Here is a 15,864-nt window from a genome sequence, read left to right as displayed (position 1 = left end):
TAAAATTAGACCGTAGTGTTCAAGACTAGAGAAGTATCTTGAAGTACCTATATATTCTCACATAACGTAGTCTGTTAAGTCTTAGGCTATTCAACCGACTTGTTTACTCCTACAAGCCACTACCCTTTAGGGTAGTTGGTAGTTGACACCTACCAATTAAATATAAGCGCTATTAATACTAATATGATGTGAGTCATGTTCATTAATGCAAAATTTTTCACGGATAAAATGAAGGTTTCACTTTTAATAGGGTTTTGGTGAAATAATTTTATATTTTTATTCAATGGTATTATAGTTAAAATTACCAGCAATGATGAAACTGGTGAAATTTTCAATATAACTAAAATTATAATATCTAGGTATGCAATATAATATAGGGTCTTAAATAAGGTAAGTGCATTCCCCTTACCTAAATAGTAAGGCAACGTGTATCTCTTATTTGTTATATCCTCTTCAAGATCGCAAATGTTATTAGCAAGCATTATATTTGCTATGCCATTGATTGTTGGGGTGGAGATCAAAAAGATATAAAACAATTCTACTAGATTTATGCTGATGTTTAACATATTACTAACATACATTATAGAAATTATATTTCTATCAGATATATGAATGTAACAAGCTAAAAATAGAATTATAAATCCCATAAATACTCCAGAAAATACTTCACCTAGTGGCATACGTGAAATTGGAATAGGCCCATATGTATAGAATATACCTGCTAAAAATGAAATAATTCCAATTAAGAGCACAACTACATTAGTGTTTAAAGTTAATAGAATCCCAAAGAAAATTGCTATTGCAAGTAAGGTAAAAATTATAGCTACAGCTGTGGATTCTTTGATGTTATATCTTATGATTCCATTTTTATTTTCATGATTATGTCTGTTACACTTTAAATCTTTTTTGTAATCAATATAATTGTTAATTGCGGTTGTAGCCATATCGAATGTTAATAGTGAGATACCCATAATAATAAAATTTTTCAAATTAAAGCTTTTATATCGGTATAAAGAATAAAGTGTTCCCAATATAAATGGTATCATACTGGCCAATTTTGTTTTAATTTCAATAAATTCAAGAAAACTAATTAAATACAATTTTAAACCCTCCTGTTAAATAATAAATTCTTAGCTATAGTTTGTTTGACTTTCAAAATAATCCATGATATTATCATTGTAAACCATAAATTTAATTGGGTTTACAATGTTTCAGACATCATATTTATAATTTTTTAGGGAGGAATTTATTTTGAAATTATCTACACGAGATTTAATAATTACTGCATTATTTACTGCATTAACGGCAGTAGGAGGCTTTATTTCTATACCTCTAGGTCCAGTTCCTATAACGCTACAATCTTTTTTTGTTCTTTTATCTGGACTTATATTAGGTGCCAAGTTAGGTGCACTATCTCAAATCACATACCTTATTTTGGGGTTAATTGGATTACCTGTTTTTTCTGGCGGAACAGGAGGATTAACTTCTGTAGTAAGTCCTACCTTTGGATTTTTAATATCTTTTATTGTTGTAGCATATGTAATTGGCAAGATTACAGAGAAAAATAAATCTCTTTCTACAATAATATGTTCTGTTATTTTAGGAAGTTCCGTAATGTATCTTATGGGGATACCCTACTTTTATTTTATTTTTACGAATTATTTAGGGAAAAATATAAATTTTTATGCAGCTCTTAAATACGCTTGCATACCATTTATACCTGGAGATATTATAAAGGCAATTATAGCTATAATCATAGCTAAACAATTAATCCCTAGATTATCAAAACATTCGAATTCAAATTAATATTCATAAGTTATTGTAGTATTTTAGGAGATAATCTAATGATATCTTCTAAAATACATATTTAATATTATTTAGGGGCATGAAAATAAATAACAAGTCAAAGCTGTTAATATACTGACTTATTATTTAATTGAATATCCCTTATTCCCAGGTTGTCCATATCTCTGGTACATAGCCCACAGTGGCTTCCTTTCCATTACGTACTATAGGGGTATTAAAAAGTTGAGGATTTTTCAATAAAATTTCTTCTTTGGTCTCCTCACCTCTAATTTGCTGTAAATTTGATTTTTTATAATCCTTTGCTTTCGTGTTAATTAAATTGTTTAATCCTACAGAATGTTTCACACTTTGTAATTCACCCTTACTTAGTCCTTTAATATTAAAATCTATAAATTGATATTTTATATTTCTTTCCTTAAAATATCGTTCAGTTTTTTGTGTGTCAAAACACTTTTTTCTTCCAAAACATTGAATATTCATCTTTGAAATTCTCCTTAAAATATATTATTCTATTTTTTAAATGGTTAAATCATCACCTGCGGTGCCGCGGCAAAGACTTCTGAAATGTCGTTAGACTATAATATTATCATAGCTAGTAGCACGGTAGCAACTATTCCACAAATAACAGGAATAACATTTTTTCTAGCTACGTCAAAGGGTTCAACCTTACATATTCCTGCTGCAGCAACTACACTCCAAGGGATTATAGTTCCTCCACCTATCCATATTGTAATTATTTGACCAAATGCCGCAACCTTTTCCTTGTCTATATTAATAGTATTTGAAAAGGTGTTAGCTAAAGTGCCTACGAGCGGTAGACCTGCGAAACCTGAACCGCTAAGTCCAAGAAGAGTACTTACTGCTGTTTGGATACCTATAACTGAGTATTTAGATAATGGTATCTTGCTTGCAGCATATATTCCTATATCACTTAGAAGGCCGCTAGCTCCATTACCCAATATATCAACTGCGGTACTTTCACTTCCTAGAAAAAAGAACGCACCAATAATTATAATTGGTGCAAATATGTTTATACCAAAAGTAAAACCGCTTTTAATATATTTAGTAACCTCTCCTAATGACGTTCTAAAATCAGTATGTATTATAGATGAAATAATCATTATTATTGCTGCTGTACCACCTATTAGAGCTGTAGAGTCTGAACCTATGAAGTTGAATTTTTTAATGAATATGATATCTATTATAAATGATAAAGGGGTAACAATTGCCATTATTTTTATTCCTATTGAATGATTTTGTATTAATTTTCTAGTTTCAATTATTGTTGCATCAACCATAATTTTAGAGATTTTATCTTTTTTCATAAGTATAAATGCTAAAATTATAGTAACTATACTCATTATACCCCAAAAGGGAAGACATTCTTTAATAATTCCTAATGCATTAGGCAAGTTTGCAGTCTTAGCGGTTATTGATGGTGCTGCTTGAAGAACAAAATCGCTTGATAAAGCAACTCCATTTCCGAATAAACATAAAACAACTGCGGCCCATACAGGTGGCAATCCAGATTCTATTGCTGCAGGCACCATTAAAGCACCTATAAAAACTATTGCAGGTGTGGGCCAAATAAACCACGAGGTTACAGTAACCGTAATTCCTAGAATAAAAAATGACAATGTTTTATTTATCATTAATTTCCTTATAGGTTTTATAATTAATTCATCTGCACCCAGGTCATGTAATGAACTAGACATTGAATTAACTAAAGCAATAACTACAACTATTTCAATAAATTCTTTACCCGACACTACTACGGCCTTATATATAATCTGAACAGCACTTAGAACATCACCTGTAAAAATATAACCTATTACGCAAATGCCCACAATGCATGGAAGTATTACATCTTTTTTAAGTGTAATTATAACTGTAATTATTAGAATAATGATTATATATGCATAATGAATTACACTTAAATTTATCATATGTTGTTGCCCCTCCTATGTTTTATTCTCAATGCATACAAATATTGGTGTATTAATTTGATTAACTATTTTAAGAATCGAAATGCTCTATCTAGTTATTTTTTAAAGATATCTTAAATTGAGTATATGCAATATTCAAGGAAAATAATCAATTTTTACTATTTCAATTAAGATAAAAATTTGCAATATATTATTGAGGAACATAAATATAAATAGGCTAGTATACTGTATTACTATTTATGTTTATGGACATAACATATTGCATGACTTTAGCTTTCATTTATGATAAACTTGTGATTAGCAAAAAATATTCGACTCTATGGGACAATTAATCAACTGATGTTTTCTAAACCAAGAGGATAATAGATAACAGCTGTTATCTATATGCAAAGATAAGCAAGGAGGCAAACATGTTAAAAATCTGGGGTAAATTAATCAAAGATAATAGAATTATTATGGATGAAGTGTCAATGTCGAAGCTAGAAGATAATTACCAGGAAAATCTAAAAGCGTGCATTTCAGAGTTATGTTACAAATTTGATATTTCAACACCGTACTGGCTAAAATCTAATATTAATGAATACAATAAAAGACATAAAACTAGTTTTGACGAAAATAATTTTATAGAGGAAATTTACTTTGATAAGTTTATGATAGAAGAATTAAAACCAACTGAAAAATAGTGCTAATAAGCACTATTTTTTAATCTTCATTTTCATCATAAAAGTCTAAATACGAATAATTCTCACCATTTTTTTGCCAACCTAAGATAGAATCCATATTAACATTTTGTGCGGCTCTAAAAATAGATTTATCAGCACCGCTAAAATTCTTCTTTAACTCTTTAACTAAATCTTTAATTTCATGACGTTTATTGCCTATCTTTTTAGCTGCCACCATGCATGCACAATTTAGTGGCCAAATACCACTGTTTTGAGTGAAATCCACAATATATTGTTCTTCAATATAATAAAGAGGACGAATTAATTCCATACCTTCGAAATTTTGTGCTTTTAATTTTGGAAGCATAGTCTTAAAATTTCCTGAATAAAGAACATTTAACATAGTGGTTTCGACTACGTCATTAAAATGATGTCCAAGGGCAAGTTTATTACAACCTAACTCTTTTGCTTTTGCATATAATGCACCTCTGCGCATTTTTGCACACATGTAACAAGGATAATCCTTAGCTATACTATCAATTATATCAAAAACTCTTGATTCAAATATTTTCACAGGAATATTTAGATGTTTACAATTATCAATTAATAGTTCTTTTATATTTTTATGGTAACCAGGATCCATAGCAATATACTCTAATTCAAAATTAAATTTACCGTGAAGTTGTAACTCTTGAAATAATTTAGCCATTATTAGACTATCCTTACCGCCCGAGATAGCTACAGCAATTTTATCACCCTCGCAAACTAAATTATAATCTATTATAGCCTTAATGAATTTTCTCCAAATAGGCTTTCTAAAGGTTGTAATAAGACTACGTTCTATTTCCGCTAGTGGTTTTCTATCATTAAATGGAACTAATATTTCACAACCTTCTCCTGCAATGCTACTCATAAAATCACCCCTCCTGTACATTAGAATATTATAACATAATTCAGAAGGGTTTGTCTTTGGAAAGTAATACACGCTGATACACATTATTATAATAACAGAAACTTAAAGCATCTGATCAAACCACTATAAATGATATATAGATGTAACCCAAAAAAGATGACTTCTGTTTATATTGCAGAAATCATCTTGTAAGCAGAACAAATATGTTGAAATGTTTATTTAAAGAGTAAACACTGTGTCATCTGGAAAAATTGAGCCGCTAAAACCATCGAATGCTTCGAAGTGCTCTTCCGCATTATCAGGGGTTTCTTTCGAATTAATAATAGATATTTCATCGTCACCTATTATATTTAACTCCATCAAAGTAGTTACACCAAATCTTATAACATTATGAAGAATTATTGGAGCATCTGTAAGTTCAGTGATTGTTTTAATATTGAGTTGAAATTCATTTAATTCACGGTCTTTAGGAATATCTAAAAAAACTTCTATAGGTTTTTCAAAAAATCCATTTATACTGTTATTTTTGTTGTCTTCAAGATAATCAATTATATAATTAACTCTTCCAATAAATTTAATACTTGAAAACCCAGATGTTGTAGATAAAAGGCTTCTAATTTCGGAATGCTCTACAATAATACCAGGTTCAAATTTTATTTTTTCAAAAATATAAGAAGAATTTATATTTTTAGGTAAATTTATATTTATGATGGGGAAATTAAGATTTTCATTGTATGATGCAAATATTTTTTTTGCTATAATGGTTATTATCTGATTGCCTGGTTGTAGATTAGTTATTGCAGCTGGTGGAACATATGTATAAGGAAGTCTCAGTGAAATAACATCATAGGGCTGGCTATTAAGTGTATTCATCAGAATTGAACCAATTACAGAATTAGATTTTAAATCAATTATATCAATCCCGCCATGATTTTCACGGTTTCTATTAGCTACCAAGAGCTTAGTATAGTCGTCAGTTATAGAAAGTCTGGTAGGTTCAGGTTTTGAGGTAATAATAAAATCATATGCTTCATTAGTATTAGTATTTATTAACTCTATTCTGTTTAGTCCAAAATTTGATGCGTATAAGGTAGCGTCTTTTAAGATCATTCCAGCAATTAATGATCCCTTAGGTAAAATTAAATCAGTAACCTTTTCTGAGTTAATATCTATTTTTAATATATTATTTCGCATTGAAATGTATGCGGTTTTATCATCTTCGGATATTAAAAGATAAGTTGGATTTATACCTAGGTTTTTAAATGAATGTATAAGTCTATAACTTTCTGTACTATAAATTCTTAATTCCTTTAATAATGTATCTAATACATATAGCTTAGACCCTTCTTTATTAAGCCTTAAATCAATAATTGCTGATAATCCTTTAATGCGACCTAGTAACTTATCTAAGTTTATATCATATATAGTGACTTCAGAGGTATTTGAAACGTATATTTTTTTGTTTATGGTATCAATTTGAAAGTTGCCATTATTGGGAATAATATTTTCTTTTATTTCACCAGTAATATAATTAATAAATGAGATGGTATTACTCACATCACAAGCAACACTAATGGTATTGTTATCTTTCAGAGCTAATTTAAATGGACTTTTTCCTACAGATATTTCTTTTAATATAGTATTGCAAAGACCATCAATTATAGTTAAGGTTCCAGTTTTAACGTTTGAAACAAAATAAAAACTTTTTCTAATATTTTCAGCTATTTCAATCACACCCTTTATCTTTCTTAATAGAAAATATGCTTTAACAATAGAAAATATGCTAAAATTATAAAGGATTTGGAAATTCCAAATCCTAATAATTTCTTTGGATATAAACTAGACCCTTTCGTAGCTATCAAATTTTCCATTTTTAACGATCCTGTACACGCCTTTTGCTTTTATATTAATCTTTCGAATTTCATCGCTAACAATATTCATATAGACTTCTTTGAATTTGATGGATAGACTACAACCATAGGATATTTTTGTTGGGGTTGATACTAATTCAACCTTGCAAGATTTCTTTAAAAGCCTTTGGTACAAAAGTGTTGCAACATTATGACCTGGGTAAACAACTAAATATTCACTTTCTACTACTTCTACCTTCATAGCTTGAACATCTCCCTTATAGCTAATCAAGTTTATAAATTAATTTGTATCATAGATAAACTAGTAGACCAATCCATAATATGAAAATATCTTCTTCATGTGATATCTATCTGACCGGTCTTTTTTTTAAAATTCTATCTACAATTCCTATGTTTTTTTCATATTTTAGATCTTGTTTCAGACCTTCTTTTTCACTAGTTAGTCGCTCTAATTTATTATTCAATTCATTTACTACAACATCTTTGAACATCTTCTGTTTTTTCAACCCTTCGTATTCATTAGTAAGTTGTTCTGATTTATTCTTTAATTCATTTATTACTCTGTCCGTAGATATTTTTTCGATTTTCATTACTTCTAATTTTTTTATAGAAGTCTGTTGTATTTCAGCTATTATATTTAATTTCTCTTCAGCTTTTTTCTTTGCATTTGAAATCTTAAAGAAATTATTATCTGATTCCGCTAGAATTCTTAGTTTTTGCTGATACTTTATTTGTAAATCTATTAGTTTTTTTTCTAAATCTTTGTTAATTTTTTTTAGAGCTAAAATCTCTTCTTGAATATCTAGTTTGTTTTTTTTCGCATTAGAATCTAATTTAGTTTCAGGAGCTACTTTATTTAGTTTTGGAAAGTCATCTCTATAGTCATTATCTTTGCATTGAGGTAATAATAAATTTATTTCAGGAGGATTAGTTCCTATCATATATTTACACTGTATATTACTATGCTTTTTACTTAAAGATAAAAATTTATACAGTGAAATTTCATTGTTTAATTGGGTGTAATCTTTATTCGGTTCACTCCATTGATTTATATATGAAGAAGTTAGAATGTTTTTGCCTTCACTCCATATCGCCCAAAGGACTCCACTAATTTCAACTAGCAATAAATTAGTGGGCTTATCACAACTTTCATGAATTTTATAGCTTTTCATTTTTCCATCAGGTTCAATTAATACATGTTCTATAAAATGCAATGATCCCTCTTTAGACAGATTCATTATATTTATTTTATTTAAATATAATAATGAGCAAAAATTAATGCTATTGCCGATAATACCATATAATCTTCTTGGAATACTCCAGTTATTGTTTTTGTATTCTGTGAAATTAATTACTATTTCATTTTTTTCATGCTTAATAAATACTAGGGATAAATCACCATTTTCTAAATTTTGTACCTGGTAATGGCAGAATACCTCTTTTAGAAATGGTATGGTATCTATTGTATTAAATAAACTTTCATTTTTATTTAAGCACAAATGCACTAAAGAACATTGGATTCTCTTTATGCTATTTTTACCAATAAAAAATATATGCATTTGTTCACCAATTGTAATAACATTTAATTCAGTCATCTCATAGCCTTCATTTTCAAAACTATAAATGGTTTTTCCAAACCATTTATTCTGTTCCCATTCGCAATACTTAAGATCACTAGCTCCAACACTATATATAATGTAAATTTTGTTATCTATATCAAAATTAACGGTGAAATCAATAACTTCATTGTCAATTTTGTTTTCCTTAGTCCATTTATTCTCATCATACATAATACTGTACATTAAATTCCTATCATCATTTACATAGAAGCTCCATATATGATCTTCACTATCATAAAATAAACATGGACTACATATCCTCATATTACTCATCTCCTTATAGAAATTATATTTTATTCCAAAGTAATATATGACCTAAAAATTAATATTAAAAGCCATATATAAAGTATTTACATAATATAGTATTAGATAATTTAAAATTAACACTTAGGAACTATTTGTATTACTAAACAAGTATACCAATCACACCTTCTAGATACCTGCATACTATAATATCGAGAACACGCATTAGAAGTGTATCCCTTGACATAAAAGGAGGATGATTTATGGCTATTACTCGTGATGAATTTATTGCAAGACCCGGTATTGTTAACAAACAAGGACACCTTCCTGATCCATCAGAGCTGGTTTGCGTTGAAATTCCAAAAGTTTTTGACCAGTGCCTGATTAAAAGATGTTTAGTTTATGATTGCAGACCGGATACGCTAGATACAGATGCTGAATTAAGAAGTGGCATTCTTGATAATCCAAAAACATTTACAGGATGTAGGGATTTTGATCTAAAGCTTATTTCAGTAGAGAAGATTCCACTAAAGAAAAATCCTAATTATAAGAAAGTAAAAATTTGCTTTGTAATTTCATTTTATGCGGATTTTATAAATTGTAACGGTGAGAGAAAATGCGAGTTTTACAAAATTAATCGTACAGAAGTTATATCAAAATTATATTGTCCAGATTCAATAGCGCAAATATCTACTAACTTTGTGTCTGGTTCATCTCAGGATCTTGATTCTGAAATAGTAAAACTTGAATTGGTTGCAGAATGTTTAGATGGAGCTTTTTGTAAAGATGATGATTGTCACAGTTTTTTAGATATCACTTTAGGGTTCCATCTTATTGTAAAATGTGAACTAATTGTTCAATTATTAATTCCTGCATATGGTTATTGTCCTGTACCTTGTCAATGCGAAGAGGAATGTGAAGAAGATTCTTGTGAAAAATTTGATCACGCACCAGTTCCAAAATTCTTCCCAGATCAAAAGCTTAGACCTTTATTTGATGATGACTGTGAAGATGATGAAAGTGAATCTGATAAATAAGTGAATTCTAATAAAAAAACACAAAGCAACTAAAGTTTTTTAAGTGTTGAAACCAAACCTCAGTACAAATGGTAGACGTACTGAGGCTTGATATTGTTTACAGAGTTAGTTCTAAATCTCCATATATAAATTTTAATCAATAAAAATATCATTCACAACTTATAACCACCTGCATACTATAATATAGAGAACACGAATTAAAAGTGTATCACTTAACATAATAAAGGAGGATAATTTATGGCTATTACTCGTGAAGAGTTTATTGCAAGACCTGGTATTATTAACAAACAAGGGCACCTTCCTGATCCATCAGAACTAGTTTGCGTTGAAATCCCAAAAGTTTTTGACCAGTGCCTAATTAAAAGATGTTTAGTTTATTCTTGCGGACAAGATACGGTGGATACAGATGAAGAATTAAGAAGCGACTCCCTAAGTAACCCGAAAATATTTACAGGATGTAGGGATTTTCAACTTAAACTTATTTCGGTAGAGAAAATTCCACTAAAGAAAAATCCTAGTTACAAGAAAGTATTAATTTGCTTTAGAATTTCATTTTATGCAGATTATATAAATTGTGATGGAGAGACTAAATGCGAGTTTTATGAAATTAATCGTTCAGAAGTTATTTCGAAACTCTATTGCCCAGATTCAATAGCCCAAATATCTGCTAGCTTTATGCCTGGTAAATCCGAGGATCTTGATTCTGAAATTATAAAACTTGAATTGGTAGCAGAATGTTTGGATGGAGTTTTTTGTAAAGATGATGACTGTCATAGTTTTTTAGATATAACTTTAGGATTCCATCTTATTGTAAAATGTGAACTAATTGTTCAATTATTAATTCCTGCATACGGTTATTGTCCTGTGCCTTGTCAATGCGAAGAGGAATGTGAAGAAGATGCCTGTGAAAAATTTGATCGCGCACCAGTTCCAAAATTCTTCCCAGATCAAAAGCTTAGACCTTTATTTGATGATGAATGTGAAGATGATGAGTAAGTAAATTCTAGAAAAATTACGAATAATTAGAACATTTATAGGCCTATCTCATATATTGTAATATGAGAATTCTAAGATATCCGACCTCGTAAACAGTACATTTAGAATTCTTTTACTAGATATAACGAATTAAAATTTAGGAGGAATTAATATATGAATTCAATGTCAAAAGGTAATTGTCAAGATGAAAAAGAGGTTTGTTGTAAAAGACACGATAAAAGAGATGATTGCGACAGAAGACACGATGAAAGAGATGATTGCGATAGAAGACACGATGAAAGAAATGATTGCTGTAAAAAAGAAAAAGAAGCTGAAGTTTTATTAAAGTGTAAAACTGCATCTCCAATAACAGTCAAATTAGGGAATGACGGTACTAAGGATACAGTTATCAATCTTACTTTAAACACTAAGCATTTTTGTGATCCATGCATTAAGCTTGAATTTGCAAGCAATATAGTTGCTAAACCTTATTATGGTTATAGTCGTAATTCTGTTACTGATCCTGCTACTGATTCTGTCTCTGGTTATGGTTATAATGATTTAACTCTTAATTTCCAAGTGTTTAAGAAATGTAAAGGTGAAAAAGATGCAATCAAAATTGGACCTGTATGGACATTTTTTAGAGAGAAACATTCGAAGGATACGACTGATACATTTACTTTCATAGTTTGTGATTGTGATTGTGATTGTGACTGTGATAAAGATGATTGCTGCACCTATTCTGTAGTTGTAACTACCCCTAAATACGGCGATGGAGAAGCTATAATTAACAATCCAACACTTTCAGCTTTAGTAGTAGAAAACCAAAACAAACGTCATTGCTGTTAGTACTATAACAGATAAAAAAGGCTCTATAAAAAGGGCCTTTTTTCATGTATATCCTTTAAAGCTTTAATAAGTTTTTCAATATCTTCTAAATCATTAAAATATCCTGGACTTATTCTAACTGTACCTTTACGATTTGTGCCAAGTATTTCATGTATTAGTGGTGCACAGTGAAACCCGGTCCTCACAGCTATTCCTTTTTTATTTAAGAAATATCCCACTTCAGAAACATCAATATCGTCTATAGCCAAAGAAACTACAGCTCCTCTGTTATTATAATCGCATCCTCCATAAATTTTAACATAAGATAATTTACACAATTCTTTTACTAAATATTCTACGAGCATTATCTCATGCTTTCTTATATTTTCTATTCCGACTTTTCTAATAAACCTTATACCTGCGCATAGTCCTGCTATTGCTGGCGTATTTAAGGTTCCACTTTCAAATCTATCAGGTAAAAAGTTAGGTTGCTTCATAGAAAAGGACTCACTTCCAGTGCCACCTTGAATAAACGAATCCAGTACAATCCCTTCTCTTATATATAAGCCTCCTGTTCCCTGGGGACCATATAATCCTTTATGACCCGGAAAAGCTAATAAGTCAATATTATCTCGTACTACATCTATTGGGATAACACCAGCGCTTTGGGATGCATCAACCACGAATATTATTCCTGATTGTTTCGCGATTTCCCCTATAGCTCTTATATCTTGAACGGTTCCTAATACATTGGAAGTATGGTTTATTATTATTGCTTTGGTATTTCTACGTATTTTTCTTTTTAAATTATTCATATTCAAATATCCATTTTCATTAACACCAAGAAGGGTAAATGCTATCCCTTTTTCACTTAGATAATTTAATGGTCTAAGAACTGAGTTATGTTCAATTATTGAGCTAATAACATGATCTCCTGACTTTAAGATTCCTTTTATACCTATATTCAGAGCCTGGGTAGCATTACATGTAAAAATAATATTTAATAAATCAGGGATGTTGAAGAATTCACTTATCTCTTGCCTGGTATCCATAATTTTAGATGAAGCCTCAACTGCCATATCATGCGAACCCCTACCAGGATTTGCAGCGTAATTCTCCATGCATCTTAACACTTCGGAATAAACTGCCACAGGCTTTGGAAAACTTGTGGCAGCATTATCAAGATATATCATAAAATCCTCCTATTTTGAATATAGCGTTTTATTCTTTATATAGTATAAATATTTTGATATACTTAATAGTATGCTTAATAAAGTGTTAATTTTTTTACCTATCTAATTTTTAACGACATTCCTCCATTTGTAAATTTCAAATTGGATTTTAAACTAATGTATTAAAATAATAACATAAAAAATGAGCCTCTAAAAATAAGAGCTCATTTATTTTAACCATTACTAATTTAATTTTAGTATTATCGTATAAATATATTATCGAAACAAGGTCCCATTAATAATATAATCCTATTTATCAAATAAACCACCAGTTTTTTTAGTGCTCCTTGCTGCTTTTTTTGATTTTCCGATTACTTTATCAGCTCTTGAAAGACCACTTTGCTCAGAACTTTTCTTTTTCTTTTCCTCGATAAGTTTTTTCATCATTTCAATATTATTACTTGACATAAATTTTTCCTCCTTTGGCATCAAATCAAAGAATGTTAGATCCTATAGAATTTATGTTTCAATTCATAATCTCTACATTTTTATTTTCTACACTCAAACTCAACTTGTTGTTTTCCCTACTAATCAGTTTATCTCAATTCTTGTAAAAATTCAATATAATATTGAAAGATAACAATACTTTTTTATTAAAATGCCATTTAGTCTGTAAAATATTTTTAGATTTTCATATACATAGCAATTAATAAGTAATTCTGTTTAACTTAATAAGTACATTTTTATATCCTGGTTTTATAATTTCATTATCATACAAATTTTCATAGGTTGCTTTATCGATATCAAAGGCTAATGCTTTTGAGAAATTGTTTCCGTAAATCTTTTTAATAAACGTCTCAAAATCTCCTTTTATTAATGTATAATGTATTTCATCACAATGATACCCTTTTATATCATTATTCAATTTTTCTATAATTCCATATAATTGATAAATATAGCTCATTTCTTTTAAACTGAAAATTTTATCTAAAGCTACAATAGCTTCAGCATATTTAAAGTTCATAGGTATAGGATAAATACTAATTTTATTCTTATCATCAATTTCTTTCAACATTCTTAAACTTTGAAATAAAGTGGTACATATATCTAATTGAATAATAGCAGCATATTCACTGAGCCTTAAAGATTTACTTTGCTTCTGATGCTCTCTATTTGCTTTTTCAATTTTGCTTTCCCTCTCAATTGCAATATTAGTAGAATTTTTATTTATGAACCAACTAAAAACACCGCCTAAAATAGCGCCAATTATAATGGAGACAGAGGATATAATTGGATTTATAAGATTAGCAGGTATGAATAGTAACGATTTTAGCATTCCTATTTCTCCTTTTTAAAAAAGTATTTTCTACAATATAGTTTCCTTACAAATTAAATTTATTCGTCTACCTTTCTATACTTTTAGTTTATATTCTAATCATTGAAGAATTAACAGGTTGAAATATATTTTGACAAGTAAGAGGTAATTAGGGTATTATTTGTATGTAAAGCTTACAAAAATACGATTTTTACTAGATTAAAAATATACTTTAAAGTAATTTTAATGAAGGAGACTACAAACTCATGAATACACAAAGTGATAACAGAGGACAAATAAGAAATAATATACCAATAGGTATTACAGTAGACGTTGTATTAAAAAAAGACCAAAGAACAACTAAACTAACCAGAGGTGTAGTAAAAAGGTTGTTAACCAACTCTGCAGTACACCCAAGAGGTATAAAAGTTATGCTAGAAGATGGCCAGGTAGGAAGAGTCCAAGCCATTATATCAAAATAAAAACTAATAGTTTGAAGTCAATTTACTATTGTAAATTGACTTTTAACTTTTATTATAGATCATACCCTTGCATTTCTAACCGAAATGATATATAATAATAAAGTTACCTAGTAAAAATAGAATATCTGCAAATACATGCAAAGTCGGATCATTAAAACACTTAGCAAAAGAGAAGACCTGAATTTTAAAATTCCAATTCTTAAATTCTTACCCTTTTCACTCTGAAATTTCTTAATGAATCCCTTATTAAAATTATATTGAATAACGTACTGATAACGCTTATAACATATCCTAATTTGTTTTAGCGGTATTTCAAATCACTCTAAGGAAGCAAAGCAATTAATATTTGTTTCATGTGCTCTCATAGAATAGCAAGGAGGTGTTTATATGAGAAAAGACGAACTAGTTGAAATTACAGAAGATGTAATTAATGAATGTTTAGAATGTTTAGACTAACAACAAAAAAGCAAATCTGTCACTATTGACGTTCTAGTGTAGGTTTCTTTTTTTATTAAAATACAATTTATAAGTTTTTACTTTAAAGTTATATTATGGAGTATTACCAAGTTCTTAATCTCTAATGAATATTTTAAAATAAATAATGCTATAAATAGAGGAAATTTCTTTTAAGTAGAGAATATGTGTTAGTAGAGAGAATGTAATTAAAAAGGAGTGTTTATAATGTTAACGATTTCTTTTATTAGCGGTGATACGGAACTATTTGATTTAAAACAATCTGAATGTGATCTGTTTAAAAGTTGGTTTTATAATTTTGAAAACTCCAGGCCTCATGAAGTTAATTCTATGGGTAAAAAATATTTGTTTAATAAGAAAGCAATAGCTTATATTGAGATAGAGCCTTAGGTTTTGGTGATATATCAAAGTAATGAATAATTCTTCATATGAATTGGAATAAAATACAAAGACCTGCATTTCTATAAGGATGCAGGTTTTTTGTATATATTAATTATAAACTTACGTATTTTCAGGTTATC

17 protein-coding genes are annotated in these 15,864 nt (G+C 29.0%); 7 read left to right on the top strand and 10 right to left on the bottom strand.

The genetic code is table 11. The features are described from left to right. Window positions 1-149 precede the first annotated feature (149 nt). Complete coding sequence (menA, locus tag ACWJKE_RS03555) at window positions 150-1,100, bottom strand: 1,4-dihydroxy-2-naphthoate polyprenyltransferase (RefSeq protein ID WP_220286551.1); 951 nt, start codon at window positions 1,098-1,100, stop codon at window positions 150-152. Window positions 1,101-1,251: 151 nt separating this feature from the next. Here menA and ACWJKE_RS03550 point away from each other — a divergent pair, with 151 nt between their 5' ends. Then, on the top strand, window positions 1,252-1,806 hold the full coding sequence (locus tag ACWJKE_RS03550; RefSeq protein ID WP_220286552.1) for a biotin transporter BioY: 555 nt from the start codon (window positions 1,252-1,254) through the stop codon (window positions 1,804-1,806). Between the two features lie 141 nt (window positions 1,807-1,947). Here the strand turns inward: ACWJKE_RS03550 and ACWJKE_RS03545 are convergent, their stop codons facing one another. Both ACWJKE_RS03545 and ACWJKE_RS03540 read right to left on the bottom strand, forming a co-directional pair. Continuing rightward, window positions 1,948-2,286, bottom strand: a complete 339-nt coding sequence (locus tag ACWJKE_RS03545; RefSeq protein WP_220286553.1) for an arsenate reductase family protein — start codon at window positions 2,284-2,286, stop codon at window positions 1,948-1,950. 95 nt (window positions 2,287-2,381) lie between these two features. Then, the gene (locus ACWJKE_RS03540) at window positions 2,382-3,752 is read right to left on the bottom strand and encodes a TRAP transporter large permease (protein ID WP_216303473.1); all 1,371 of its coding nucleotides are present in this window, start codon (window positions 3,750-3,752) and stop codon (window positions 2,382-2,384) included. A gap of 410 nt (window positions 3,753-4,162) precedes the next feature. On the opposite strand from ACWJKE_RS03540, the gene ACWJKE_RS03535 reads away from it, so the two are divergent. After that, on the top strand, window positions 4,163-4,435 hold the full coding sequence (locus ACWJKE_RS03535) for a hypothetical protein (RefSeq protein WP_220286554.1): 273 nt from the start codon (window positions 4,163-4,165) through the stop codon (window positions 4,433-4,435). Window positions 4,436-4,454: 19 nt separating this feature from the next. Here the strand turns inward: ACWJKE_RS03535 and ACWJKE_RS03530 are convergent, their stop codons facing one another. From ACWJKE_RS03530 to ACWJKE_RS03515, 4 genes are all read right to left on the bottom strand, one after another. After that, window positions 4,455-5,327 (bottom strand): tRNA 2-thiocytidine biosynthesis TtcA family protein, encoded by an 873-nt coding sequence (locus tag ACWJKE_RS03530; protein ID WP_220286555.1) that lies wholly within the window; start codon window positions 5,325-5,327, stop codon window positions 4,455-4,457. A 219-nt stretch (window positions 5,328-5,546) separates the two neighbouring features. Next, window positions 5,547-7,061 (bottom strand): YncE family protein, encoded by a 1,515-nt coding sequence (locus tag ACWJKE_RS03525; RefSeq protein WP_220286556.1) that lies wholly within the window; start codon window positions 7,059-7,061, stop codon window positions 5,547-5,549. 105 nt (window positions 7,062-7,166) lie between these two features. Further along, a complete protein-coding gene (locus ACWJKE_RS03520) occupies window positions 7,167-7,439 on the bottom strand; it encodes a DUF3343 domain-containing protein (protein WP_216303469.1) in 273 nt (90 codons plus the stop codon). Window positions 7,440-7,545: 106 nt separating this feature from the next. Continuing rightward, window positions 7,546-9,081, bottom strand: a complete 1,536-nt coding sequence (locus tag ACWJKE_RS03515) for a hypothetical protein (protein ID WP_462959156.1) — start codon at window positions 9,079-9,081, stop codon at window positions 7,546-7,548. A 242-nt stretch (window positions 9,082-9,323) separates the two neighbouring features. On the opposite strand from ACWJKE_RS03515, the gene ACWJKE_RS03510 reads away from it, so the two are divergent. The 3 genes from ACWJKE_RS03510 (at window position 9,324) to ACWJKE_RS03500 (ending at window position 11,921) form a co-directional block, all read left to right on the top strand. Beyond that, window positions 9,324-10,097 (top strand): hypothetical protein, encoded by a 774-nt coding sequence (locus ACWJKE_RS03510; protein WP_462955995.1) that lies wholly within the window; start codon window positions 9,324-9,326, stop codon window positions 10,095-10,097. Between the two features lie 237 nt (window positions 10,098-10,334). Further along, entirely contained in the window at window positions 10,335-11,093 is a 759-nt protein-coding gene (locus tag ACWJKE_RS03505; protein WP_462959155.1) for a hypothetical protein, read from the top strand. Window positions 11,094-11,246: 153 nt separating this feature from the next. After that, window positions 11,247-11,921, top strand: a complete 675-nt coding sequence (locus tag ACWJKE_RS03500; protein WP_462959154.1) for a DUF4489 domain-containing protein — start codon at window positions 11,247-11,249, stop codon at window positions 11,919-11,921. Window positions 11,922-11,944: 23 nt separating this feature from the next. Here the strand turns inward: ACWJKE_RS03500 and ACWJKE_RS03495 are convergent, their stop codons facing one another. The 3 genes from ACWJKE_RS03495 to ACWJKE_RS03485 form a co-directional block, all read right to left on the bottom strand. Further along, on the bottom strand, window positions 11,945-13,093 hold the full coding sequence (locus ACWJKE_RS03495; protein ID WP_462955993.1) for an aminotransferase class V-fold PLP-dependent enzyme: 1,149 nt from the start codon (window positions 13,091-13,093) through the stop codon (window positions 11,945-11,947). 288 nt (window positions 13,094-13,381) lie between these two features. Continuing rightward, on the bottom strand, window positions 13,382-13,540 hold the full coding sequence (locus ACWJKE_RS03490) for a hypothetical protein (RefSeq protein WP_165412809.1): 159 nt from the start codon (window positions 13,538-13,540) through the stop codon (window positions 13,382-13,384). 238 nt (window positions 13,541-13,778) lie between these two features. Beyond that, the gene (locus ACWJKE_RS03485) at window positions 13,779-14,408 is read right to left on the bottom strand and encodes a hypothetical protein (RefSeq protein WP_216303463.1); all 630 of its coding nucleotides are present in this window, start codon (window positions 14,406-14,408) and stop codon (window positions 13,779-13,781) included. Between the two features lie 245 nt (window positions 14,409-14,653). Here ACWJKE_RS03485 and ACWJKE_RS03480 point away from each other — a divergent pair, with 245 nt between their 5' ends. Next, on the top strand, window positions 14,654-14,869 hold the full coding sequence (locus ACWJKE_RS03480) for a YwbE family protein (RefSeq protein WP_165412807.1): 216 nt from the start codon (window positions 14,654-14,656) through the stop codon (window positions 14,867-14,869). 681 nt (window positions 14,870-15,550) lie between these two features. Further along, window positions 15,551-15,733 carry a hypothetical protein gene (locus tag ACWJKE_RS03475; RefSeq protein WP_165412806.1) on the top strand — a complete coding sequence of 61 codons (183 nt, stop codon included), beginning with the start codon at window positions 15,551-15,553 and terminating at the stop codon, window positions 15,731-15,733. Window positions 15,734-15,864: the final 131 nt, after the last annotated feature.

It is taken from the genome of Clostridium sp. CM036 (assembly GCF_055081135.1).
Note: the sequence above shows the minus strand (reverse complement) of the source record. Positions and strands in the feature narration are given on the sequence as shown.